Raw genomic sequence first — 23,777 nt, forward strand, 5'->3', positions numbered from 1 at the left:
GCCTAAGGATCGATCAGGACGCCCGGGTTGAGCACGCCGCGGGGATCCAGTTCGCGCTTGGCGGCCCGCAACGCGGCAGCAAAAAGCGGTGGCCGCTGCCGGTCGTACCAGGGTCGGTGATCGCGGCCAACTGCATGGTGATGCGTGATGGTGCCGCCTGCCGCGATCAGCGCGTCGCTCGCCGCGTCCTTGATGGCCTGCCACTGCGCGAGCAGCGCACCGTGCCGACCGCGCGCGTGGAAAGAGAAGTAGGGCGCGGGCCCGTCCGGGTAGACGTGGGTGAAGCGACAGGTGACTTCACCCTTGATCCCGGTCGCTTGCAGAATCGCGCGTTCGGTCTCCGCCTTGACCTGATCGTGAAAGCCTTCGAACCGATCCCAGGTGATGGCGGTCTCGAACGTATCGTTGATGATAGCAGCGGGCGTCAAGAATTCGCGCGCATAGGGCATGCGAATGAACGCGTTGCGCCAGATGCCCGCCGCGCCTTCGAGATGCGTGTCGCCGGCCTCTGCGGGCTCCGGTGTCCCGCAGTGGTCGGCGCAGCATTCGAGCGCACGCTTGAACCAGGCGTCCAGGGGATGATCGCCCGATTCGAATGCCAGCACCATGATGGCGGAGCTGCCGTCGGCCGCACCGGTGTTGAACGCCTCCTGCGGGTCGAGGATGCGGCAATTGGAGGGATAGAGGCCGGCTTGCGCGACCGCACGCACCGCGCGCGCGGCATCGAAGAAAGTGGGAAAGCGAACCGATGCGCCGGTGCGGAATTTTGGACGCGGCTGCAATCGCATCCATGCGCGCGAGATCACGCCCAAAATTCCTTCCGAGCCGATGAACATGCGGTCGGGGCTCGGCCCCGCACCCGAACCGGGAAGCCGGCGCGTCTCCACGACGCCAACCGGCGTCACGACACGCAGGCTTTCGACGAAATCGTCGATATGGGTGTAGAGACTGGCGAAGTGGCCGCCCGATCGCGTCGCGATCCAGCCGCCCAGGGTCGAATATTCAAAACTCTGCGGAAAATGCCGCGACGTGACGCCGTGCGGCTTGAGCTGGTTTTCCAGCGATGGACCATAGGTGCCGGCGTCGATCAATGCGGCGCGCGAGACCGGGTCGACTTCGACGACCCTGGAGAGATTGCGCAGGTCGAGCGTGACGGCCGCCTTGTGCCTGATACCATCGGCCTGCGGCTCGACGCCACCGCACACGCTCGATCCGCCTCCGAACGGCGTCAGCGAAGCGCCGACGGACCCCGCCCAGTCCATGACAGCCGATATCTCCGACTCGTTGCGTGGATAGGCCACGACATCAGGCGCGCAATCGTAATCGCCGAGCATGGCCCTGACGTAATCCGGATAGGACTTGCCGTAAGTGTGCGCGGCGCGGTCGTAGCGTTCGGTCGTGCAGAACGGCGCAAGCGAAGCTGGCGGCACCACGCGCGGCTGCACCCGCTCAGTCTTACCCGCATGGGGTACGACCAAATGCCAGGCCGCCATATTCCGCGCGGGTGGAGATCATGCGACAATTTCGAGAGAGCTTTTGCTTGCTGAAAGACCGGTGGAGTCTGCTTCGGAAGGTGCGCATTTGGTCTCCGAAAGTGACCTCGAGCTTGCTCTTGATTTCGTCCGGGCTCGGGCCGCCGGACCGGTCGAGGGCATTTTTGGGCCAGGCTCGATAACCTGGCGGATCGACCGGGAAGCCATCACTTTTTTGGGTGCCGGTCGCGCCTTGCTGCTTCAGCTGGCGCATCCCTGGGTCGCCGCCGCCGTGGTCGAGCACTCGCGGACCTTCGCCGATCCGATCGGTCGCTTCCATCGAACCTTTGACGTTGTGTTTACGATGGTGTTCGGCTCGCTCGATGCGGCGCTTACCGCTGCCCGGCACCTACACCACCGCCATACCATGATCGTCGGCCGCCTGCCCGAAGCAATCGGTCCGTTCGAGAGCGGCTCGCCCTACCGCGCCAACGAGGTCGCAGCGTTGCGCTGGGTTCACGCGACCCTCGTCGACACCGCCCTGGCCGTCCACGACCTGATCCTGCCTCCGCTCTCGGTCGAAGAGCGCGAGCGCTATTGGGCCGAAAGCCGGTTGTTTGGGGCACTGTTCGGGCTAACGTCGAGCGACTTGCCGGCGGATTGGGATTCATTCGCGGCCTACACCGCGGCGATGATGCAATCGGATACATTGTCTGTCAGCACCGCCGCGCGCGCGGTGGCCCGACAGATCTTCGCCGGTGGACGACCATGGTTGCGGCCGCCGCGCTGGTATCAAACCCTGAGTGCCGAGCTGCTGCCGGACCGGCTGCGCACCGGCTTCGGATTTGCATTTGACGAACGCGACAGGAAGGTCGCAGAGCATGCCGTTGCGCGGATACGACGCATCTATCCCAAAATACCGACCCAGCTTCGCTACGTCGGCCCCTACCAAGAAGCTCAAGCGCGACTGCAGGGAGCGCCGCAGCTGGGCTGGACAACCCGATGCCTGAACAGGGCCTGGATAGGACGACCCCAGTTGGATGACCGCTGGAACAGGTGAAGCTATCCCGGACAGCCGCGGCCGTTCGGATGCGGCCGACTGCCGCCTGCCGCGATCCCAATCTCATCAGATCGAGAACAGACTCCTCGTCGGCGAGCCCCAATAGAGCTGGCGATCGCCCCGACGCTCGTAGCCGTGGTCGCAAGATTGCTCGAGAACGAGAACTACAATTGGGGCTTCAATGCCGCGACTGGCGAATATCAGGATCTGGTCAAGGCCGGCGTGATCGATCCCGCAAAGGTCGTCCGCACCGCGCTGCAGGATGGCGCCTGGATTGCTTCGCTTCTGGTCACGACCGAAGCCCTCGTCGCCGAAAAGCCAAAGAGGTCAGAAGCACAAGCGCCAGCCACGCCGCCGATGGATTTCTGATGAGCGCGCCCGGTCGCCCCGGCACCGGGCGTTCCATCATTGATGGTCGGCATATCGACGAGTAGGCCTGCTCCCGACGAAGCCGTTCAAACCCTCGCGGACGCGGGTGCTTCTGGCTGCAAGAACGCGCAGAACCGCAGACTGCGCACCATTGAGCGCCGGACGGGCCTTAGCTGCCAATCACACGTCGGATTCTCGCCAGCGCCTGATCGAGGTCCGCTGCATTCGTGCAAATCCCGAAACCGAAGCGAAGGCGGTCGCCGCGGTGATCGCAGTGCACGTGGACTTCGGCAAGTTTTGCCTCAATCTCGCCTGCACGCCGCGTCCGGAAGGTCAGAAAATTGCCGTGCTGGGCCTTAGCGCCCCATGGCGTAATCAAATCTGCAAACCGCAGTCCCTCAATGTGCTGAAGCGCGAGCCCCTCGATGAATAACGTCATCAATGCCTGCGCGTGACGGTGGATTTGCTCAGCGGTCAAGCTCTCACGGGCAAGCCAATCGAATACGGCGACAAGCCGGTAGAGACCCGAGGGATCGAAGGTCGCACCCAGGAAACGGCCGGCATCCCGAGGATACCCGACTGATTTCCCCGGAGGCGCTGCAAGCGAGCCAAAATCGGCGAACCAGCCTGTGTCCCGGGGTCTTGGGCCGTAGCCAGGCGGGCAATGCAGGAAGCAGCATCCCTCCCCTGCCATCGCATATTTGTAACCACCTGCGAGATAAAAGGCGCGGCCCGCGATCTCAGACAGATCGGTTGGACGGGCCATAAAGCCGTGATAGCCGTCGATTACGATGAAAGTATCGCGCGAAGGTACCGCCTCGACCAGGGTCTTGAGATTTCCCGACGTTGCTGACGAGGTGAAAAACACTTGGCTTACAAAGACAAGGTCATGTTCGCCGGTCCCGCATGCCGCATGAAAGCGTTCAGCGAAGGTCTCGAATGGCTCGGCGGATATGCGCGTGACGGCAACCAATCCATCCTCCTCCAGGCGGTCGAGCTGACGCCGTGCGGTATGGAACTCGGCGTCGCTCGTCAGGATACGAATGGGCCGATCCGACGAAAAGCAGGACAACAACCTGCGCAGGAGTTCGTGCGTGTTGGGCGCAACGGCGATGCTCGATGGGTCGGGTAGTTGGAGGTGCTTGGCGATCCCGGCCTGGACCCGCGGGATCAGCTCACCGAACACCAAGCCCCATTTTTCGCCGGCGAGCCGCGCCGCATCGTGCCAGCACTGCTCTTGCGCGGCGAGTGTCACGTCGGGCCAGTCGTGGTGGCTGTGCGCCGCGAGGTTGATCCGCTCAGGCGCCGCGGCGCGAAACTTCGCAAAATGAGCGGTAAGATCGAGCATGGTCATGACGCGTACACGAACCTCATCTGCTCCTGGATCGGGGCCGGGAGTTCAGGCACGGCTGAACGCGGAATGAGGAAAGTGGACAGTCGGAACAGGTCAGAGAAAATGCGATGTCGCTCGGCCGTCATCCGAAGATAGGCGTGACCCGAGGAGCCACCGGTACCTATCTTCAAACCGATCATGCGCTCCACCATGAGTGCATGCCGATATCGCCATAGAGTCAGGGTTTCGTCGATGTCCATGAGCACACTCAAAAGACGGAATGCCGGTTGCACGGCAGGCTTATCACGATAGAGAGTGATGAAAAGAGCAGCCTGAACTGATTGCGGCAACAGCCGCCAACTACCTCCCTCATCTGTTTCCGAGAAAATTTCCGAGAACGACGCAATCGCTCGCTCTATATTCTTCAGTTCGCGATCGCGCTTTTCCGGCGGGATCGCAGCATCCGCGCGCACCAGCTCAGCATCGCGAGCTAGATGTTTTTCCACCGCAGCGCGATAGGCCTCGCGGAATGTCTCCCCTCCCCAGTCGAGAAATGGCGTTCGCGCAAGCCAACGATTGAGCAACTCAAATAACGATGGCCGAACGCCGACGGCTCGAAGAGCGTCCCGATCCGATTGGGAAAGACGCTCGTCGATCGCCTTTTCATCAAATGGAATGCGCGTTTCACGCGGCAAGCCAAGCCGCGTCTCGATTAGCCGGAACTGCAGCGACTGAAAACCAGAAGCCGGCATCAACAGGTCGCGAAAATCCAGGAAGTCAAATGGCGTCATGGTTTCCAGCACGTCAAGCTGGGCCACGACAAGCTTGAGGATTTCATGGACACGATTGAGCCCATGTACGATACGGGCCATGGCATCATCAGTGACTGGGATCGCGCCAAAGTCTGCCTCAACCCGATCGAGCTCATGCAGAATCTGCTTGAACCACAGCTCGTAGGCCTGGTGGACGATGATGAATAGCATCTCGTCATGAGCGTTGATGCCGATTCTGGCACTTTCCGGCTCTTGCGATGTCAAGAGGCGGTCGAGCCGCAGGTAATCGCCATAGTAGACCGGTACGCGCATCGCTGATCTCCATCGAAATGACGGACATCATCCTCTCAATGCGGGTCCGCAGCAAGTGCACACCCGAACGTCGCCGATCTGCGCTTGAAAACCGCTCGGTACTGCATGGCCATCCCGATCATTGGCCCAGACCCATATCGCTTTACATTCAGCCAGGCCCGGCAACTGCAAGCTGTCCTTCTGAACCAAGGATGAGTCTAGTTTCGAACTTTCGACACTCCCGATCCAGTGTCCGCTGGATCCATTCGATATCCCGCCGCGCCGGAATGGAGAGACGGAAGTTCCTGATCTGGAGCGGAATCAAGTTGAGCGCGTGAAGACAGCCATCGGTCGCATCGAGGTCGGCCAAATACATCAACACCAGGTCGTCCCGGTAGCGCTCGTAACCTCGAATCCCCTCATAGTCGTTCAGAAAATCACCGCAGCCATACAGTATGAGACGATCCCGATAGATTTCGATCGCTCTCGGATGGTGCGACGAATGCCCGTGGACGATCGACACATTCGCCTGGTCGATGAGTGTTCGGGCAAAGATCATCTGTTCGTCCGGAATGCAATATCCCCAATTGGACCCCCAATGGATCGAAACGACGATCAGATCATCCGGCCTCTTGAGCGCCACGATTCGATCGGCAATCTCTGAGGCGCTCGCTTCGGACAGGTCAGGAAGCAGGTTGACGCCTGGAGCGCTCTCGGTTGCGGCCCATTCCATGGGAATGCCGCTCGATGTCGAGCCGAACGAAAAGATCAGAAGCCGGGCATAGGCAAGATTGAGCACGGCCGGAGCGCTGGCTTCGCGATCGTTGCGCCCCGCGCCAGTCGCCCTGATGTCGAGCTTTTGTAAGGTTGCCAGCGTTTCCTCTAGGCCTGGGCGCCCATAATCAAGCACATGGTTGTTGGCCAGCACACAGCAGTCGATCTTGGCGGCCGCCAGACAATCTGCATTCTCGGGGCTCATGCAGTAGTTGACGGCCTTGCGCGCGCGGTCCTTGCTGCGGGTCACAGCCGTTTCGAGGTTGATGATCCGCGCGTCCGGCCGCATGCGCGCCAGCAGGTCCAGTGCTGCGCCCCAAACGTAGGACGGCCCATTACGCCGTGGAATGAGCCCGTTTTCCTGCTCGGCGAGCAGCACATATCTCTCCGCCGATCGCACGGATTGCTCGTGAATTTCGGGGCTGCACGGATGCGCCAACACCTGGTCGATGCCACGACCGCACATGACGTCTCCGCATAGAAAGAGACGGAGCGATTTTCGATATCCAGCGGGCAAATATATTTCCTCAGGCATGGTCTAGCAGTGAGCCCCCCTGAACGCCGCCATCACTTCAGCAAGCATCCGTTGCTGCTCCCCCACATAACGTGGAGAGAAGTGAAACGGCTCGACGCGACGCACATTGGCTTCTCGAGCAATTTCTCCAGCAGCTGTGGTCGTGAGATGGGCCCGGTGCCTCGCCAGCGCATCGTCCGCTCCTGCAAACGCCGCTTCGATGAAGAGGATATCCGCGTTCTGCACGAGCGCTACGATGGCGCCACGATTGGCCGGCGTATCGGCGACGTCGGTAACATAGCCAACTTTCTGTCCGACCGTGACGGTCAGGAGATCACGCAAGGCCCCAAGTGGAACGAGCCGATTGTCCGAAACTGCCGATCCATCGATCTTGATCAAATGATCGTCCGCGCGCCGTTCGACCACGGCCTGCTTGAGTGAGCGCAACCACGGACCAACGGGCAGCCCGCGCTCCAACAACCGGTTCTTCCAGACATTGACATGCGCCGCCTCCTGCAGCGCAAAGGCAAGGCAGGGCGTACCGTGTTCAAGGATCACGGCTGACACGCGATGGGTCGGTTCGTCGCAGATCACCCCGGCAACGGTTTTGCGAGAGACTGAGGCCTCTGCGACGAAAGCCTTCCTTAGCCCGAACCGCGTGCTCAAGATGGAATTCGCCGCTTCGAGTTCGTTCACGACGAAGACAAGATCGCTAGAATAGGTTTCGACCAGATTCCAGCGATAGGCCTGAAGCTTGTGAAAGACGCGCTCGGTAAAGCCGGACGGACCAAAGAGCTGCACGGACTTCTCGTGCCCGACAAGCAACCGAAGCAGGTGGTCGAATCCAACGAAATGATCGACATGCTCGTGCGAAACGAAGACTTGCTCGATGCGTCGCAACTTCCGCGGCGGCAACGAAAAAATCTCACCGATATCGAACAGCAGGCTGCGCCTCTCGAACAGCGTCTCCACATACACTGTCGGGTCGCCGTAGCGACCATTGACCAAGTTTGGATGAAAAAGCGGTCGCATGGCAAGCCATCCTACCGCAGCAGCCCGATGGGTCTTCCGATTTAAGCAGACTTTATGGATTTCGCACTCGCCAAAATCGAGCTATACCGCCGCGAGGCGCTCGCCAGCGAGGTTCCGCCGATCGGTCGGGCGAGGTCGCCCGTCTGCGGAGGAACTCGTCAATTCCGAGCCTAGCGAGCCTAAATCCGAGCCTATGTCTCCTGCAACCTGATGGAGGGAGCCATGAAACTCGTTTCAAGCGCCTTCACCGATGGAGCGCAAATTCCGAGACGGTTCACCTGCGACGGAGAAGACCTTTCGCCAGCCCTGCAATGGTCTGATGCACCAGGTGGAACGAAAAGTTTTGCCTTGCTCTGCGACGACCCAGATGCACCCGCTGGCACGTGGCACCATTGGGCGGCTTACGATCTTCCAGCAGTCCTAACGGAGCTCGCGGAGGGTGCCGCGCGGAACAAGAATGTGAAGCAGGCGGTCAATGATTTTCGGAAAGTAGGCTATGGTGGCCCGTGTCCGCCCTCCGGCCATGGGCCTCATCACTATCACTTCCGGCTGCTTGCCCTCTCGACCGACCAGCTTCAGGCAAAGGCCAACGCGTCCTGCCGCGACATCGAACGAGAGGCGCGAAAGTCCTTGATCGCGGAAGCGATCCTCGTCGGTTGGTATGAGAGATAGCGACAGCAGCCGGCGTTGGGGCCGTCCGACGATTCAGTTGTCATCAGCTCAGTTGTCATCAGCACAACCTTTGCCGCGCTTCCAGATACCGCCATCGCAGCACCGTGCCAGGCAATAGAATGCTGGGCCTCTTAGGCCGACTCCTATCGGGACTGCGGCGAGCACCGCAGCCACAGATTTATCCCATTGAAATAACGGAGAATTTTGGGCGAGATATCCGTACCTGAGTCGATCAGAGGACTGGGGTTCATAATGATCGCGATTACTGCACCCGATATTTGCTCGCATAGTGTCTGCCGAGAATCTTGCGGGTCTGATCGGCCAGTCGCTTGTTGCCAGTCGCCGGTGGCTTAGCGTGGCGCTTACGTGGCTTCGGCCAATCCGTTCTCGAGCTCTGCTTTCTTGGCATGCGCATATCCAGATCAAGGTTGTGAGGGGACCGCCTTCAAGAGACGATCTCGACCGGGATGCCGATCACGAGACCAAGATCGCAGTCCGCGCGTCCCTGGTTGACGGCGATTTCGGCGAGCCCGTTCGAATTCTCGTACCAAAAGGCTCCGCCTGGCAGCCGATCGCTGAAGGTCCTCTTGCGCTCGAATACTCGCCCCGCCGCGGCAAGCCTTGCGTCGGGCGTCAGCTTGGTCGCCCTCACCCCGGTCATGGCATTGCCGAAATGGTCGACGTAAACGATCTCGAAGAGGTCGTCCGGCCAATCTGCGCGGCGATCAGCGCAATCATCGCGCGGCTGGCCGGGTGGCGCCAGCATGGCTGCGACCGGTGCGAAGAGGTCGCGCCCGTGAAAGCTGGCCGAGAGGGACTCCAGCCTCCAGTCGATGTCCCAGCTGCGCGTCTTTGTGGCACGGCGCAGGACTAACTCGAACAAGCCGTTGCCGGGGCCGACGTACCACCGGCCGTCGGCCTGGAGCACAATAGCCGGGCATGTCCCGCCGACGCCGGGATCGACGATGCAGAGAAAGACGGTTCCCACCGGAAACCAGGCGGCATAGACCGCCAGGAGGTAAGCCGAAGCCTTGGGATTGCCCACGGGCGCATCGGCGAAGAGGTCGATAACGGGAACGCCCGGCGCCATCTGGTGCAGCACCGCCCTCACCTGACCCGTATAGGGGCCGTGCAACCCGAAATCGGTGAACAGCACAATCATGTTGTCTTGCTCCCGTGGTTCCCCACGCCGCAACTTCACGGTGCGAGCACTCCTGGACATCAGCGGCCGATATCGCCGACGGTTCGGCCTACGATCTTCGCCCGACAGGGAGTAGAATAAGCTGACGCACACGGGCGCTCATACCCGCAGGCGGGCCCCGGCTGAACATCGTCGCGCAACTCTGTCACGCCGTTGGCCAAAAACTGGGGTTAGCCCAGTGATCGACACGACGAAATCTATGACCGAACCCGAGCGTTTGGAAGGCTTTCCTGGCCGCTACTGGCACCGGCTCGAAGACGGCCGTATCCAGTGTGACATCTGCCCGCGCTATTGCAGGCTTAACGAAGGTCAGCGCGGCCTGTGCTTCGCGCGCGGTCGGCAGGATGACCGGATCGTGCTCACGACGTACGGCCGCTCCTCAGGATTCTGTGTCGATCCAATCGAGAAGAAACCACTGAACCACTATTTGCCCGGAACTCCCGTGTTGTCCTTCGGGACCGCTGGGTGCAACCTGACGTTCAAATTCTGCCAGAACTGGGATATCTCCAAAGGGCGAGAGCTCGATCGCCTACAGGACGCAGCCTCACCTGAAGATATCGTGGAGGCTGCGATTGCGACGGGCTCGCGCTCCATCGCCTACACCTACAACGACCCCGTCATCCTCCTCGAATACGCCGTGGACGTTGCAAAGGCGGCGCGCCGGCGCGGGATCAAGAACGTGGTGGTCACGGCAGGCTACATTGACGCAGCGGCGCGCGAGGAGCTCTACGGCTTCATGGACGCCGCCAATGTCGACCTCAAGGCCTTCACCGAAGAGTTCTACAAGCGGCTATGCACCGGTCGTCTCGGCGCCGTCCTCGAGACGCTCGAATATCTCAGGCAAAGGGCCAAGGTTTGGTTTGAGATCACAACGCTGCTAATCCCAGGCCACAACGACAGCTCGGAAGAGGTGACGAAGCTAAGCGAATGGGTGATGACGAGGCTAGGACCTGACGTGCCCTTGCATTTCACCGCCTTCCATCCTGACTACAAGATGTCGGATCTGCCGCGTACGCCGGCCTTCACGCTGACGACGGCTCGCGATATCGCGCGCAAGGTCGGCTGCATTTCGTCTACACCGGGAATGTCTATGACGAGAGCGGTCAAAGCACGTATTGCCCTGGCTGCAGTGAGCGGGTCATCGGCCGAGATTGGTATGACATCACCAGCTGGCGGCTCACCGCGGATGGCTGTTGCAGTATTTGCTCCACCGCAATCCCTGGCTTGTTCGAGGCACGCCCGGGCAGCTGGGGGCGGCGGCGCGCCCCGATCCGGATCGGCCGACGGCAACTCGCTTGAGCGAGGATCATGCCAGCGCTGAGGCGCCTCACTGCTGCGTGTCGGAGCGGGAGACTGATTGAGGAGGTCACTATGACGATTGACAGCACCATATTCGGCGCGATTACGATTGACGGAAGAACCTATGAGCACGACGTTGTCGTTCGTCTTTCCGGCGAGGTTGTGAAGCGGAAAAAGAAGCTATCAAAGAGGCTCTACGGCACTTCGCACGTGCTTTCAGAAGACGAGGCAAGATTTCTCTTCGAGAAAGGGTGCGACCAGGTCGTCATTGGCTCGGGTCAGATGGGCAACGTGCACTTGTCACCGGAAGCTGAAGCCTATTTCGAAAGAAAAGGCTGCCTGGTTTTGTTGAAGCCGACACCCGAGGCGATCCAGATGTTCAACCGCTCGCGCGCAAGGAGGATCGGGCTCTTTCACGTGACCTGTTGACCCTCGCGAAGGCCAACAGGAAATATGATCCGAATGCCGTGCTGATGACCGGGACAAGGATGTTCGGCTGAAAGTAGTTCATCCGAACGACCCGTTGCGCGACGAGCGCTGCGGATCGAAAACCGGCGGGGTTCGTGACCACGAGCGCGGATTCGGATTGGAAATCCGATTCTGTTGGAGTGCATCGTGCTGGCGGTCCCACCATGCGGATCTGATCTGCTGTCCGCAGTTGCCGACCGAGGCGTTTTCTCGCCGCTGCCGCGGAGTCTCAGACCTCGTTCGCTCGAAAGTTAAAAAGCTTCGGCAATAGTTGCTCCCCTTCAAACAGGAAAAAAATAGCCAGCTCTACGTCAATTTCTGATAACATCCCAACCCGCGACGAAGGTCCGCCTGCACAACAACCAAGAATTCAATAGGAGCAGGAGGCATGCGCAAGAACAGACAACCGAACAGGTCCTGCAATGAGGTTTGTCAGCCTTCCTGACACGGTTGAACCGTGCGGGAAGTCGAGCGGTTGACGCAGGCAAATGGAAGCACGTTCCCGCTTGCGCCGAACTGGGCCTCAGCAGCTTAGGAAGAGCGGAGGGACGATCATGATAAAGTTGAAGATTAATGGCCAGGAACAGAGCTGGGATGGCGCCCCAGATCTACCGCTACTTTGGTTTCTACGCGATGAGGTGGGATTGACCGGGACCAAGTTTGGCTGCGGCCAAGCCCTCTGCGGCGCTTGCACCGTCCTCGTCGACAAGGAGGCCGCACGCGCGTGTATCACCTCGGTTTCCGACGTGGTCGGCCGGGAGGTCACGACGATCGAAGGGCTCCATCCGACGGGCGATCATCCGGTTCAGAAAGCATGGCGCGACCTCAACGTCCCGCAATGCGGCTATTGCCAGGCCGGTCAAATCATGCAGGCGGCTGCGCTGCTGATCCAAAATCCAAAACCATCTCGCGACCAGATACGCGAAGCGATGGCAGGCAACATCTGCCGCTGCGGCACGTACCAGCGTATCGAAAACGCCGTCCATCTCGCATCGACGGAGGTGTGACCATGAATATCCTGACCAATCCCAACAAACTCCGTGGCTTTGAACGACATATCAAGGTCGAGAAAGTCAAAGTCGAGAACGTTTCGCGTCGCAGCATCCTTAAGGGTCTCGGCATCGCCGGCGGCTTCGTGCTCGCCGCTCCCGTGATGTCACGCCCTGCTTTCGCGGCGTACAAGACCGGCGCGGGCGAGATGCCGCACGGTACCGTGGTCGACCCGCAGGTTTTCGTGTCGATCGCACCAGATGGAATCGTCACGATCGTCGCGCATCGCTCCGAGATGGGAACGGGCGTCCGAACCAGCCTGCCGTTGATCGTAGCCGAAGAAATGGGAGCCGACTGGTCGCGCGTCCGCGTCCAGCAGGCGCATGGCAACGAAGTCAAATATGGCAACCAGGACACTGACGGATCACGCAGCACGCGGCATTATCTGATACCGATGCGCCAGATCGGCGCTTCGGCGCGCACGATGCTGGAAGCCGCGGCGGCGAAACGCTGGGGCGTGCCGGCCGCCGAGGTGAAGGCCATCAATCACGAGGTGGTCCATGATGCGACCGGACGCCACATCGGATTTGGCGACTTGGCCGCCGATGCAGCGAAGCAGCCGGTGCCGAGCATCGAAGGTCTGAAACTCAAGGACCCGAAGGATTTCCGCTACCTCGGCAAAGGCGAGATCCGCATCGTAGACCTCCGCGATATTACGGTCGGCAAGGCGCAGTACGGCGCCGATGTCCGCCTGCCGGGCATGAAGTATGCCGTGATAGCCCGGCCGCCGGTAACCGGTGGCAAACTCGTTTCCTTCGACGGGGCCGAGGCCATGAAGGTTTCAGGCGTCGAAAAGGTCATGGAGGTCAAAGGATGGCCGTGGCCCTCCAAGTTCCAGCCGCTCGGCGGGGTGGCGGTGATCGCGCGCAACACCGGTTCCGCTATGAGGGGGCGCGACGCGCTGAAGATTGTCTGGGACGACGGACCCAACGGCAAATACGAGTCGGTCGCCTATCGGGCCCAGCTCGAGGAGGCCGCACGCAAGCCGGGGCTAATCGTGCGCAAGGAAGGGGATGTCGACGCAGCCCTAAAGGGCGCCGACAAGGTGATCGTGGGTGAATACTACCTGCCGCATCTTGCCCATGTCACCATGGAGCCGCCCACCGCGGTCGCAGACGTTAAGGGTGACAAGGCGGAGATCTGGGGACCCTTGCAAAGCCCGGGAGGAACGCGCGAAGACGTCGCGAAAACACTCGGCATTCCCGAAGAGAACGTGACCGTCAACGTCACGCTGCTCGGCGGCGGATTCGGGCGCAAGTCGAAGTGCGATTACGCGCTCGAAGCGGCCCTGCTTTCAAAAGAGCTCGGCGCGCCGGTGAAGGTGCAGTGGACGCGGGAAGACGACGTCCGTAACGGCTTCCTCCACACAGTGTCCGCGGAACGCATCGAGGCAGGCCTTGACAAGAACGGCAAGGTGATCGCATGGCGGCACCGCAGCGTTGCGCCGAGCATCGCCTCGACCTTTAAGGCCGATATGGTGCATGAGGCGCCCTTCGAGCTCGGCATGGGCCTTGTCGACATGCCGTTCGAGATCGCCAACATCCAGTGCGAGAACCCGGAAGCAACGGCGCATACCCGCATCGGCTGGTTCCGTTCGGTGTCGAATATCCCGCACGCCTTTGCCGTGCAGTCCATGGTCGGCGAGCTTGCGCACGCCACCAATCGCGACCAGAAGGACATGCTGCTGGAGCTCATCGGCTCTCCACGGATCGTCAATCTCTCTTCCGTGAAGGACTACTGGAACAACGGCGAGCCCTACGACAGCTATCCCATCGATACCGCCCGACTTCGCAAGGTGGTCGAACTCGTCGCGGAAAAGGGCGGCTGGGGACGGTCCGTACCCAAAGGACACGGGCTCGGCATTGCCGTGCACCGGAGCTTCGTCAGCTACATCGCGACCATGGTCGAGGTGTCTGTTGACGACAAGGGCAAGCTCACGGTGCCCCGGGTCGACACCGCCATCGATTGCGGAACATACATCAACCCGGAGCGCATCCAGGCTCAGATCGAGGGCGCTGCCATCATGGGCCTGAGCCTCGCCAAGCATGGCGAGATCACCTTCAAGGACGGCAAGGTGCAACAGGGCAATTTTGACAATTTCCCTGTGGTCCGGATCGACGAGGCCCCGCTTGTAACCAACGTCCACATCGTGCCTCCCGGCCCCGATACCCCGCCGAGCGGCGTCGGCGAGCCGGGCGTGCCCCCGTTCGCGCCGGCGTTGATCAATGCCATCTTCGCAGCGACCGGCAAGCGCATCCGGGCGCTGCCGATCGGCAAGCAACTCGAGGCGTGAAGGTGGGTTAACCCAAAAGAATGCGGCGGACCGAAAGGTCCGCCGCAAGGAGCGGATTCCGTCGGCTTTAATCGAGAATTCTCGCCGAAGGGCCAACACATCGAGCGCGACATCGCCGAGATGAGCCTGTTCATCCTGCTCTCGGCGCTTCGACAGTCTCAATGTGAGGCGCGGATCAGCCTTGCGTGGCACCGACGCGCCCCGAAAAGGTCGAAGCGACCGTCACGACGCCGTCCTTGAGCTTCAGCCCGAGCGCCGCAAGTGGACGCGGAGCCGGCCCACCGATCACCTCGGCGGCGTTTCTGGGATCGAAGATGGAGGCGTGGCAGGAACAGACAAGCGCGTTGCGCTCCTTCGACCACGCGTTCACTGGGCAGCCTTGGTGCGTGCAGATCGCCGAATAGGCAACGACGCCGTCTGCGGCCCGCGCCCGCGTCTCATCGCTCAGTGCGGCGGGGTCGAACCTCGCCAGGATCACCAGATTGAGGCGGTTGTCGCTGCGCACCGTGCCGTCCGGAGCCATCGGATAGGCTTGCACCTGCGGACCGCCGAGCGCAAGGTCCTCCGCCCGCACCACTTCTCCCTTCTTCGGACCGGTCAGAAACGCGAAGCGATCGTCCGGCGCCGGGGGCTTGGCAGCCTCGCCCTCCTCGGCCGTGCACGCGGGACCGGCCAACATCAGCAGCGGCGCAAGCGCCAGCCCGAGGATCGTTCGACGCTTGTAGCAGCGACGGTGCAGCCAATCATCACAAGGCATGCGGCCCACTCCTTCGATTATTCGGTTCCATTGACGTTCGCGATCAGGCGCAGCGACACCATTGCCAGCTCGTCGGGGCCATGGATGTAGCCGACCCTAAAGTAGCCATTGATCGGGTGTCTGCCGGGCTTTGTGGCCCGCACGCCGATTGCGAAGTCGAGCCCGCCCTCCTGGACGGTGCCTCGCACCACACGACGCTCAAACGTCACCCCATCGTCAAACGACGAGAGCTCGATCACGCGATTGTTGTAACCCTGGAGAACGCGGTAGCCGTCGCGAATGCGCAACGTGGCGTGCAGCACGGCCGGTTCACCAACCTTGGCGGACAGCTCGGCCACCTCGACCGCGTAGGCGGGCGATTCATCGGCCCGCGCCCGTTCGCCCCCCAGCAATGCCGGAAAGGTCACCAACGCGGCGATCAGTGCTAAGGCAGAGGAGCGGATCAGCAGCGATCCAGCTCGAACATGGTGCATCGTCAGAATTCCTAAGAGGTGAGGCCCGACCAGGTTGCTTGGCAAGACAACGAAACCCAGCCGGACGAGAAGCCGACCGCCATTGCTGGCGGCCGGTCAACCATGGACTCACTTGGAGACGGCGAAGACCCAGACGACGCCGCCCTGCGGCACGTCCTTCTGCCAACCTACCAGCTCGCTCATCAGCCCCTGCTGGAAGGCCGCGTCGACCCCGTAGCCGGACTGCACCGCTACATACTGCACGCCATTGACCTCGTAGGTCGAAGGCGGCGCCATGATCCCGGAGTTGGTCCTGAAGTGCCAAAGCTGCTCGCCGGTCTTGGCATGGTAAGCGCGGAACTCCCGGTCGTTGGTGCCGCCGGTGAAGAGCAGGCCGCCGCCGGTGGTAAGTATCGAGCCCCACATCATTGAGGCCGGATACAGGTTGCGCCAAACCCGCTTGCCGCTGTCGACGTCGTACGCCTGAATCTCGCCGTAGAAGCTCGCCTTCGTGTCGACCGAGAAGTGCAGATCCGGGATGGCAACGCCCGTCCACCACTGTCCGGGAACGCGCTCCTCAACTTTGCCTTCCAGGTTGTTGCAGTGGTTCTCGTTGGACGGAATGTAGACCATTCCGGTCTTCGGGTTATAGGCCTCGTACGGCCAGTCCTTGCCGCCCCACAGGCCGGGGCAGAACTGGGCCGCCTTGCCGGTGGCCGGCTTGTGGGCCATGTCGACCTCAGGGCGCCCGGTCTTCGGATCGATGCTCTTGAAGACGTTCTGCGGCACGTAGGCCTGGGCGTTGATGTAGGAGATCCCGCCGTCCGGATTGCGCTTGAACCAGTACAGGTAGCCGTTGCGCGCCGTCTTCAGCAGGCCCTTGGTGGTGGCGCCGTCCTTTTGGAAATCCACCAGCATCGGGGGATTCATCTCATCCCAGTCCCACGACTCGTTCTGATGGTACTGGAAGTAGCTCTTGATTTTGCCGGTATCGCCATCGAGCGCGAGCGTTGAGGAGGTGTATAGGTTGTCGCCCGGCCGCTGATCGCCGAACCATGGCGAGGCATTGCCGGTCCCCCAATAGACCGTGTTGGACTCCGCGTCATAGGTACCGGTCATCCAGGTGGAGGCACCGCCGGTCTTCCAGGTGTCGGGCTTCTGCCAGGTGTCGCTTCCCGGCTCGCCGGGTGCCGGAACCGTATAGGTCTTCCACACCGGCTTGCCGGACTCGGCGTCGAATGCCTGCACGAAGCCGCGCACGCCGAACTCGCCACCCGCCACGCCGACCAGAATCTTGCCCTTCACCACCAGGGGCGCCATGGTCATGTAGTAGCCGGTCTTCCAATCCTCGACCTTCGCCTCCCAGACGACCTTGCCGGTCTTGGCGTCGAGCGCGACCAGCATGGCATCGAGCCCGGCGTGATAAACCTTGTCGCCGTACAGCGCCACGCCACGGTTGGTGTTGTGCAGGGCGCTGAACCCTTCGGGAAGCTTGGGCTTGAAGCGCCAGAGCAGATCGCCCGTGGCCGCATCCAGGGCTATCACCTGGCTGTACGGCGTCGAGACGAACATTACTCCGTTGTTCACGATCGGCGGCGCTTCGTGACCCGAATCCACACCAGTGGAGAAAGTCCACACCGGCGTCAGCGACTTCACGTTGCTGGTGTTGATCTGATCGAGCGAGCTGTAACTCCACCCCTTGTAGGTGCCGCGCGTCATCAACCAGTTGCCCGGCTCCGGATTTTCCAGCCGGGCTGCGGTCACCGGACTGTAATCCTCCATCGGACCGGCGACGAGCGGGGTTGAAGCGAGGGTTGCAAATGTGACAACGGACGATAGAAGCCATTGCTTTCTGGTCATGGACGCCATCTCCCTACGTTCTTCACCCACCCCATGGTGGGTGGTGCGATCGATTGGGCGCGGGAATCCATTACGACCGCGCCCCCTCATCCCGGTTGTGGACACCTACCTTTCCAACAAATGTTGCAGCGACGATAAGCGAGCCGTCTGGCGGCCCGCCGAGCGTCAGATCACTAGGCTTGATGCTTCAACCTGATGGTTCCCTTCGGAGAGAACAAGCAAGTCACCTTTTGCGGGTCGCTCATCACTGCCGGGCTGATGTTCCTGCGCCGCAGCGGACCTATCCGCCGCCAAGAACGCTCCGGTGGCAAGCGCCGTCAGAGGTATCCAGCGTCGCGTTTGCTTCGGACACTGCATTTGTCTTCTCAAGCTCCACCATGAACTTGGAATTCAGCCACATGCAGCTTCACCGCCCGCCTCTCCAAAAGGAGGCCAGCGAACAAATTGCTTCCTCTTTCGCTCGCTACTTCTCGCGGTTAAGCCAGCGTCGCCACAGGCCTTGCACAGTCGTGCCCTGGGTTTGAAGAGCAGAGTCGTGGGAAGCTGCAAACCAACACAAACATCCGCTGCTCGTTCCGTCGCCTGCCAAATTCATTACGGCATGCGATGATCCCCGAGAGCTTGGATCGTGTCCCCAAGGACAATTCGTCAGTTTGGTGCTGGCTTCCGGGGATGGAACAGCTCTTCGACCGACTGCTTCGGGTCCTTGATGCGAGAGCGATCCTTGCGATCGTTCTTCCGTGCTTCGAGCTTCTGCAGGAAACGGAAGCGCGGCGATTGGGGCGCGTGCCCCGATCGGCCGTGCTTGGTCATGCCGAAACCCTTTTGACCGCCATGAGTCATTTGATCCCGACGAAAGCTGTCTGGCTCATTTCTTGCGCCCGAGCTGGCACCGCGGGCCAAGCTTCATGCGGTTCGCCGAAAGCACTATTGGACGGAAAGGATAGCCCTGATCGTCAAGGGGCGCGAGGCCGGGGACGGTCGGTTTGCGAGAACCGAATGCTGCACTGCGGCGGACCGGAATGCGCAAGACATCGCCAGCCTGCGCACCACTTCAGTTCAGCGGACAGCGCCGCAATCAGGGCATCGCGTCCCGGCGCAGCCCCCAACAAGGTTCGATGCCCCCAGCACCCGCCTGGCATGCGGCGGCAATGGATCGGTCGGTGTGTTGGAGTCATGAAATCGCTGACGCCGAACGCGGTGTGCGTCAAAGAGACGTCTAAGACCTGTGGTTTGGCGCGATAGAATGGCCTAAAATGTAGCAATGAGCCCCCCATTAGGAGCTTGACGTGACGAGATCATCAATGTCCTCGACAAGGGAGGATAAACCATGGAGCAGAGAAACGTAGACCGCAGAAGCTTTCTCAATCAACTCGGTGTTGTGGTCGGCAGCGCCGCGGCGGCAACCGCAATACCCGCCGCGAACCCTGCATCGGCGCAAACTCCGGCGGCGCCGAAAGGGAACATTCCCGATAGGCCACTCAGATTTGGTCACATGACCTTCTTGACCGGCCCCGGAGCGGTGCTCGGCGAACCTTCACTCAAGGGCCACATCCTGGCTGCCGAGGAGATCAACGCGCAGGGCGGCATTCTCGGCAAACGCAAGATCGAGACAATCACCGCCGACGAGGCAGCCGGTACAGACGCCAACGTGAAAGAGCTTCGCCGCATGAAGCTCTCCGAAAAAATCGACCTGTTCACCGGAGTCATATCGAGTGGCAACACGCCGGCGCTCGGCCCGGTCGCCGAGGAGCTTGGCGCGCTGACGATTTTCGTCGACGGCTGCACCGATTTTCTGTGGGACAAGGCGGTGCCGAATCCGAAATTCGCGTTCCGCATTACCAACATCCAGTCAGCAGACGGTGTCACTTGCGCACTGGCGGCGGCGCAGACCTGGCCTGAGGCAAAGCGGATCGCGCATATTCACCCGGATTACAGCTATGGCCGCAATGCCTTTGACCATTTCAACATCGCGTTCGGCAAGCTTGTGCCGGGCACCCAGGTCGTCTCGGAGGGTTGGCCGAAGCTCGGCACCACCGACTTCACCGCTCACATCACCAAGGCGATGTCGTCGAATCCAGACCTGATCGTTTCGTCGGTCTGGGGCGGCGATTACGTGGCAATGTACAAGCAAGCCCTGCGTTACGGCATGTTCAACAGCGCGAAGTTTGCAAGCACGATCGCTTTTGGTGTTGCGCCGCATGCAATCGGCAAGGACCACCCGGAAGGCGTGATCGCGGGCGTGCACGCGAACTATTACTTCACCTTCCCGCCGGGAAATCGGTGGCCCGCCAACCAGAGGTTCGTCGAGAAGTACTATAAGCGCTGGAACGAATATCCGAACTTCCAATCGGATGGCGCCTATCACACGCTCTATATGTACAAGACGGCAGTCGAGAAAGCGAACAGACTTACGGGCGGCTGGCCGGAGGAAGAGGCGATCATCAGCCAGCTTGAAGGCATGTATTTCGAGACGGCGGCCGGTGATCTCTACATCCGTCCGGACAATCACCAGGGCTACAAGGACGCGGTGACGGGCTTCAGCAAGATCGTGCCCGAGTACCCGTTCCCAATTCTGGATCCGAATCGGATGGTCACCATTCCGATCCGCAATATCACGGCGCCCCCGCACTGGCCGAAACCGGGCAATGGTCACAATGATCCGACGGCCACTTTCAATTGGATCAAGGAGACCTGGCCGCAGGTCGCTTGAGCGCAGCTATCGAGTCGGACACGCCTTTTCTCGAAGGCGTGTCCGTGTTCTGGGACGGATTTTGATCGGGCGGCCGGCAACGCCACATCCGCGCTGTTCGACCGCAGGGGTCCTGTGCATGCCCTGCGGCGGTCTCGGTGGAGCGGAACATGTCTCTGCGAGCAGCTTCGCGTCGGGCGCAAACGGGTGGCTTGGTGTTGGGGCTGACATGGGCGGTTGTCATGGCGCCGCAATCGGCGCTGGGCGACCACGCGCTAGCTTATTTTCCCTCCTTTTACCCGCATGAAATCCGCATCGAGCCGCTTGATCCGGAGGGAGCGGCTCGCGAGTTCGTCAACAAGACCGATCCGCTTCACGTCTATGTCGGCACCGCACCCCGCTTTTCCGGCCAGATTCCCGAGCATCTCAAGTCGGTCGAGTCGCTGAAGTCGCTGATCACCATCAGCGTCAATCCGAGGTCATCGCGGCTTGAGAGCCGCGAGGCGCGTTGCCAAGCCATCGGACAGGCCGCGGCGGCGCTGGCAGCACCACCTGACGTCATTATTCATCCCTATCCGATCACGCCCTATCACGCCGATTATCTCGGCCACGCAGATCGGCTGGCTCCGGGCACCGCCACGCGCACGCCGACCGATGCGCCCGCGCCGACGTTTCGCGCCGGCGCCGATGCGTCCCTGCTCTCGCCGCAGGCCCGTGTCCAGGCCACCGACTGGGATGTGAGTCTCGATGAGACTTCGGTGAGTGCATTGCAGATCGACGCCGGCGCCGCCTTCAATGGCTGGCCAGCGCCACCCTGGACCAAGGAAGGATGGGTCCAGGCCTACACGTTGCTTCGCCCGGCCCTCAGCCAGGCGAGCGACCGAGAACAGGCGGATGAACTCTATGGGCGCCTCACTCATAACGAGTTCCGGGATCGAACTGAACAGTTCAACCTCGAGCGCGCGCTAGTGGCAGCATTGATCGGCAGTTGCGAGCGCGCCGTGATCGGCTATCGGCTGCGGCAGGAATTCTACACGGATGACTATTCCGACGGCATTGAAAACTTGGCCGTCGATTCGCAGTCCGGGCTGAACTCGGCCGTCTTTCTCAGGACGGTCAAGCTCAAGGATTTTCTCTGGAATGGCCGGCTGCGCGTTGGCATCCATCCACGCCCGAGCGCAGCCTGGAATCCAATCGCTGGCTTCACTGATGCAGCCGGTCGTTTGGTGTGGTCAACCGTCGGCGACAACGCCTTCCTGCCGATTCCCGTTAATAGCCGATGGGTCCAGAACCGCGCCGAAATCCGCATCACGGACGAGTCGAGTATCAAGCGGTCGGTTCGCGTTCCCGACGATGCGCTGATGCCGCAAACTATAACCGGGAGGCTTGCGCCGGTCGGGGCTGGCCATGGTGCAACAGCCAAGGTGCTGTATCGCCTCTCGGCCTCGAATTTCAGCGACGGTTCGGTGATGGAGACGGCCGATTTACTCTATCCGTATGCGCTCGCATTCCGCTGGGGCGCCGGCGGGCAGGATGTGGCGGCCCACGATCCCGAGATCGCCGCAGCCACGCGACTGATACGCGAACGGCTGCGCGGCGTGAAGCTCGTCCGCGTGGAAGAAACCGCGCGGCCGGTCGCCGATCAGACCTTCACCTATCGCACCCCGGTTATCGAGGTCTATCTCGATAACCTCACTTTCGACGAACAGCAGAATGCCCTCATCGCTCCGCCCTGGAGTTCGGTGCCCTGGCACGTGCTTGCGCTGATGGAGGCGACGGTCGAACGAGGCCTCGCAGCCTTCTCGCGCGGCGAAGCTGAGCGACGTCACCTGCCCTGGCTCGACCTCGTCCGCGATCCGGCCCAATTGAAGACATTGCGCGCGCTGATCAAGGAGTTTGCGCAAACCGGCTACCGGCCGGCAGCACTTGAATTGCTGGTCGGCCCGGAGACGGCGAAGGCGCGTTGGCAGCTTCTCGACCGGTTCGTTGAAGCCAACGGTCATTTGCTGGTGACCAATGGGCCCTATCGGCTGAAGGCCTGGTCGCCCGACGCGTTCGTTTTCGAAGTTGTACGGGACTTCACCTATCCCGTCGGTCTCGGCACGTTCAACGGCCTTGCCTATCCGGCACGCGCGCTCATCAGCGGAGTGGAGCGCGCAGGCGATCTCGTGCTGGTCAGCGCCGACGCCGAATTCGCTGTCAAGCAGCAACGCGACCATCGCATCGTCCGCGCGCCGCTGCGGCCCGACACGTTGCGCGGCACGCTGCAGCCTATTCGGCCGGAATCGCACTACGTTGCCGTTGGCCGGGACGGCCGGGTCGCTGCCACCGGAAGCTTGGTGCGACAACCGGACAGTCGCTTTGTTGTATCGCTACCGACCACTCTTCAGTCCGGCGACTTTACGTTGCTCGCGGCGATCTTTCTCGACGGGAATGCAATCAATCCGGCAATCGGACGCATCGAGCTGCGAAACAGCGCCAAGGCAGGGCGAGCCGGGAATGCGACGGACGCGGAGGGAGAACCATGACGATCTTCGTCATCCAGATTCTCAATTCGCTATTTTACGCGGCAGTCCTGTTCCTTATCGCTGCTGGCTTGAGCCTCATCTACGGCGTCATGCGCATCGTGAACCTGGCCCATGGGTCGCTCTATGCGCTCGGCGCCTATGTGTCTGCCTGGATTGTCGGCAGCGCAGTCGGCCACGCGCTGGAAGGAAATCTCGGCCTGGCCGGGATGCTTCTCCTCCTTCCGCTTGGCGCTATTGCCGTCGCGGCTGTCGGCGCGCTGATCGAGCCCACCCTGCTCCGCCCGCTCTATCGACGATCGGAAGAATATCACCTGCTGGTAACGTTCGGCCTGCTCATGATCCTCGAAGATCTCATGAAGCTTCTCTTCGGCCGCACCCCCCTATCGGCCGGCGCGATCATGGATCGGATGGGCAGCATACCCGTCGGTCGCCTGATGTACCCCACTTACAACCTGTTCGTTGTCGCAATCGGGCTTGCTGCTGCTATCGGACTGTGGGCGTTTATCTACCGCACCAAGTTTGGGGTCATCCTGCGCGCTACCTCACAGGACCGACGCATGGCTGCGGCGCTTGGTATCGACGTCAGTCGCGTCTATGTCCAGGCCTTCGCCATCGGCTGCTTCATGGCCGGCCTCGGCGGCGCAGTGGTGGTGCCGGCGCAGGCGGCGGTTCTTGGCCTAGGTATCGAGGTGCTAATTCTGGCTTTTGTGGTCGTCGTGATCGGCGGGCTCGGAAGCTTGCAAGGAGCGCTCGTCGGCGCGTTGATCGTCAGCTTCGTGCGCACCGCCGGTATTCAGTTCTTCCCCGAGATTGAACTCGCAGTTCTTTACCTGATTGCAGCCGCGGTCCTGCTCATCCGTCCCACCGGCTTATTCGGAAGGGCATGA

19 protein-coding genes and 1 pseudogene are annotated in these 23,777 nt (G+C 61.3%); 10 read left to right on the plus strand and 10 right to left on the minus strand.

Going from position 1 to position 23,777, the window contains the following annotated elements; all coding sequences use genetic code 11:
- Positions 1-2: 2 nt before the first annotated feature.
- Complete coding sequence (locus tag ACVIYL_RS35270; RefSeq protein WP_456780707.1) at positions 3-1,478, minus strand: FAD-binding oxidoreductase; 1,476 nt, start codon at positions 1,476-1,478, stop codon at positions 3-5.
- Positions 1,479-1,581: 103 nt separating this feature from the next.
- On the opposite strand from ACVIYL_RS35270, the gene ACVIYL_RS35275 reads away from it, so the two are divergent.
- Both ACVIYL_RS35275 and groEL read left to right on the plus strand, forming a co-directional pair.
- Entirely contained in the window at positions 1,582-2,532 is a 951-nt protein-coding gene (locus ACVIYL_RS35275; RefSeq protein ID WP_456780708.1) for an oxygenase MpaB family protein, read from the plus strand.
- 135 nt (positions 2,533-2,667) lie between these two features.
- A pseudogene (gene groEL / locus ACVIYL_RS35280) lies at positions 2,668-2,901 on the plus strand (chaperonin GroEL); the annotation flags it as partial.
- Between the two features lie 169 nt (positions 2,902-3,070).
- Here groEL and ACVIYL_RS35285 read toward each other — a convergent pair.
- The 4 genes from ACVIYL_RS35285 to ACVIYL_RS35300 all read right to left on the minus strand — a co-directional run bounded on the left by ACVIYL_RS35285 (position 3,071) and on the right by ACVIYL_RS35300 (position 7,618).
- Positions 3,071-4,255 (minus strand): aminotransferase class V-fold PLP-dependent enzyme, encoded by a 1,185-nt coding sequence (locus ACVIYL_RS35285; RefSeq protein ID WP_456780709.1) that lies wholly within the window; start codon positions 4,253-4,255, stop codon positions 3,071-3,073.
- Positions 4,252-5,319 carry a tryptophan 2,3-dioxygenase family protein gene (locus ACVIYL_RS35290; protein WP_456780710.1) on the minus strand — a complete coding sequence of 356 codons (1,068 nt, stop codon included), beginning with the start codon at positions 5,317-5,319 and terminating at the stop codon, positions 4,252-4,254. Before ACVIYL_RS35290 ends, ACVIYL_RS35285 begins: the two co-directional genes overlap by 4 nt.
- Before the next feature lie 148 nt (positions 5,320-5,467).
- Positions 5,468-6,607, minus strand: a complete 1,140-nt coding sequence (locus tag ACVIYL_RS35295; protein ID WP_456780711.1) for a CapA family protein — start codon at positions 6,605-6,607, stop codon at positions 5,468-5,470.
- A gap of 3 nt (positions 6,608-6,610) precedes the next feature.
- Positions 6,611-7,618, minus strand: a complete 1,008-nt coding sequence (locus ACVIYL_RS35300) for a ribonuclease Z (RefSeq protein WP_456780712.1) — start codon at positions 7,616-7,618, stop codon at positions 6,611-6,613.
- 222 nt (positions 7,619-7,840) lie between these two features.
- Here ACVIYL_RS35300 and ACVIYL_RS35305 point away from each other — a divergent pair, with 222 nt between their 5' ends.
- Complete coding sequence (locus tag ACVIYL_RS35305) at positions 7,841-8,290, plus strand: YbhB/YbcL family Raf kinase inhibitor-like protein (protein WP_157341714.1); 450 nt, start codon at positions 7,841-7,843, stop codon at positions 8,288-8,290.
- A gap of 445 nt (positions 8,291-8,735) precedes the next feature.
- Here the strand turns inward: ACVIYL_RS35305 and ACVIYL_RS35310 are convergent, their stop codons facing one another.
- Entirely contained in the window at positions 8,736-9,452 is a 717-nt protein-coding gene (locus ACVIYL_RS35310; RefSeq protein WP_456780713.1) for an SAM hydrolase/SAM-dependent halogenase family protein, read from the minus strand.
- Between the two features lie 217 nt (positions 9,453-9,669).
- Here ACVIYL_RS35310 and amrS point away from each other — a divergent pair, with 217 nt between their 5' ends.
- The 4 genes from amrS to ACVIYL_RS35330 all read left to right on the plus strand — a co-directional run bounded on the left by amrS (position 9,670) and on the right by ACVIYL_RS35330 (position 14,601).
- On the plus strand, positions 9,670-10,812 hold the full coding sequence (gene amrS, locus ACVIYL_RS35315; RefSeq protein ID WP_456780714.1) for an AmmeMemoRadiSam system radical SAM enzyme: 1,143 nt from the start codon (positions 9,670-9,672) through the stop codon (positions 10,810-10,812).
- A gap of 50 nt (positions 10,813-10,862) precedes the next feature.
- The gene (locus tag ACVIYL_RS35320; protein WP_456780715.1) at positions 10,863-11,219 is read left to right on the plus strand and encodes an Mth938-like domain-containing protein; all 357 of its coding nucleotides are present in this window, start codon (positions 10,863-10,865) and stop codon (positions 11,217-11,219) included.
- 593 nt (positions 11,220-11,812) lie between these two features.
- A complete protein-coding gene (locus ACVIYL_RS35325) occupies positions 11,813-12,265 on the plus strand; it encodes a (2Fe-2S)-binding protein (protein WP_157341720.1) in 453 nt (150 codons plus the stop codon).
- 2 nt (positions 12,266-12,267) lie between these two features.
- Entirely contained in the window at positions 12,268-14,601 is a 2,334-nt protein-coding gene (locus tag ACVIYL_RS35330; protein WP_456781919.1) for a molybdopterin cofactor-binding domain-containing protein, read from the plus strand.
- Positions 14,602-14,776: 175 nt separating this feature from the next.
- On the opposite strand, the gene ACVIYL_RS35335 is transcribed toward ACVIYL_RS35330, so the two are convergent.
- From ACVIYL_RS35335 to ACVIYL_RS35350, 4 genes are all read right to left on the minus strand, one after another.
- Positions 14,777-15,358 carry a QcrA and Rieske domain-containing protein gene (locus ACVIYL_RS35335; protein WP_157341724.1) on the minus strand — a complete coding sequence of 194 codons (582 nt, stop codon included), beginning with the start codon at positions 15,356-15,358 and terminating at the stop codon, positions 14,777-14,779.
- A gap of 17 nt (positions 15,359-15,375) precedes the next feature.
- Entirely contained in the window at positions 15,376-15,831 is a 456-nt protein-coding gene (locus ACVIYL_RS35340; RefSeq protein ID WP_456780716.1) for a hypothetical protein, read from the minus strand.
- 108 nt (positions 15,832-15,939) lie between these two features.
- The gene (locus tag ACVIYL_RS35345; RefSeq protein WP_157341956.1) at positions 15,940-17,670 is read right to left on the minus strand and encodes a PQQ-dependent dehydrogenase, methanol/ethanol family; all 1,731 of its coding nucleotides are present in this window, start codon (positions 17,668-17,670) and stop codon (positions 15,940-15,942) included.
- A 648-nt stretch (positions 17,671-18,318) separates the two neighbouring features.
- Entirely contained in the window at positions 18,319-18,483 is a 165-nt protein-coding gene (locus ACVIYL_RS35350; RefSeq protein ID WP_310882412.1) for a hypothetical protein, read from the minus strand.
- Positions 18,484-19,000: 517 nt separating this feature from the next.
- Between ACVIYL_RS35350 and ACVIYL_RS35355 the strand changes: the two genes are divergently transcribed.
- From ACVIYL_RS35355 to ACVIYL_RS35365, 3 genes are all read left to right on the plus strand, one after another.
- Positions 19,001-20,383, plus strand: coding sequence for an ABC transporter substrate-binding protein (locus ACVIYL_RS35355; RefSeq protein WP_253609060.1), 1,383 nt, complete (start codon positions 19,001-19,003; stop codon positions 20,381-20,383).
- 221 nt (positions 20,384-20,604) lie between these two features.
- Positions 20,605-22,890, plus strand: a complete 2,286-nt coding sequence (locus tag ACVIYL_RS35360; protein WP_456780717.1) for a hypothetical protein — start codon at positions 20,605-20,607, stop codon at positions 22,888-22,890.
- Positions 22,887-23,777 carry a branched-chain amino acid ABC transporter permease gene (locus ACVIYL_RS35365; protein ID WP_157341733.1) on the plus strand — a complete coding sequence of 297 codons (891 nt, stop codon included), beginning with the start codon at positions 22,887-22,889 and terminating at the stop codon, positions 23,775-23,777. The genes ACVIYL_RS35360 and ACVIYL_RS35365 overlap by 4 nt, the downstream gene beginning before the upstream one ends.

It is taken from the genome of Bradyrhizobium sp. USDA 3315, assembly GCF_054056795.1.

Coding starts and splice junctions, on each gene's coding strand:
- ACVIYL_RS35310 (WP_456780713.1), bottom strand. CDS start 9,452: ATGATTGTGCTGTTCACCGATTTCGGGTTGCACGGCCCCTATACGGGT.
- ACVIYL_RS35330 (WP_456781919.1), top strand. CDS start 12,268: ATGAATATCCTGACCAATCCCAACAAACTCCGTGGCTTTGAACGACAT.
- ACVIYL_RS35360 (WP_456780717.1), top strand. CDS start 20,605: ATGGCGCCGCAATCGGCGCTGGGCGACCACGCGCTAGCTTATTTTCCC.
- ACVIYL_RS35340 (WP_456780716.1), bottom strand. CDS start 15,831: ATGCACCATGTTCGAGCTGGATCGCTGCTGATCCGCTCCTCTGCCTTA.
- ACVIYL_RS35285 (WP_456780709.1), bottom strand. CDS start 4,255: ATGACCATGCTCGATCTTACCGCTCATTTTGCGAAGTTTCGCGCCGCG.
- ACVIYL_RS35325 (WP_157341720.1), top strand. CDS start 11,813: ATGATAAAGTTGAAGATTAATGGCCAGGAACAGAGCTGGGATGGCGCC.
- ACVIYL_RS35335 (WP_157341724.1), bottom strand. CDS start 15,358: ATGCCTTGTGATGATTGGCTGCACCGTCGCTGCTACAAGCGTCGAACG.
- ACVIYL_RS35355 (WP_253609060.1), top strand. CDS start 19,001: ATGGAGCAGAGAAACGTAGACCGCAGAAGCTTTCTCAATCAACTCGGT.
- ACVIYL_RS35300 (WP_456780712.1), bottom strand. CDS start 7,618: ATGCGACCGCTTTTTCATCCAAACTTGGTCAATGGTCGCTACGGCGAC.
- ACVIYL_RS35320 (WP_456780715.1), top strand. CDS start 10,863: ATGACGATTGACAGCACCATATTCGGCGCGATTACGATTGACGGAAGA.
- ACVIYL_RS35290 (WP_456780710.1), bottom strand. CDS start 5,319: ATGCGCGTACCGGTCTACTATGGCGATTACCTGCGGCTCGACCGCCTC.
- ACVIYL_RS35345 (WP_157341956.1), bottom strand. CDS start 17,670: ATGACCAGAAAGCAATGGCTTCTATCGTCCGTTGTCACATTTGCAACC.
- ACVIYL_RS35295 (WP_456780711.1), bottom strand. CDS start 6,607: ATGCCTGAGGAAATATATTTGCCCGCTGGATATCGAAAATCGCTCCGT.
- ACVIYL_RS35305 (WP_157341714.1), top strand. CDS start 7,841: ATGAAACTCGTTTCAAGCGCCTTCACCGATGGAGCGCAAATTCCGAGA.
- ACVIYL_RS35365 (WP_157341733.1), top strand. CDS start 22,887: ATGACGATCTTCGTCATCCAGATTCTCAATTCGCTATTTTACGCGGCA.
- ACVIYL_RS35350 (WP_310882412.1), bottom strand. CDS start 18,483: ATGACCAAGCACGGCCGATCGGGGCACGCGCCCCAATCGCCGCGCTTC.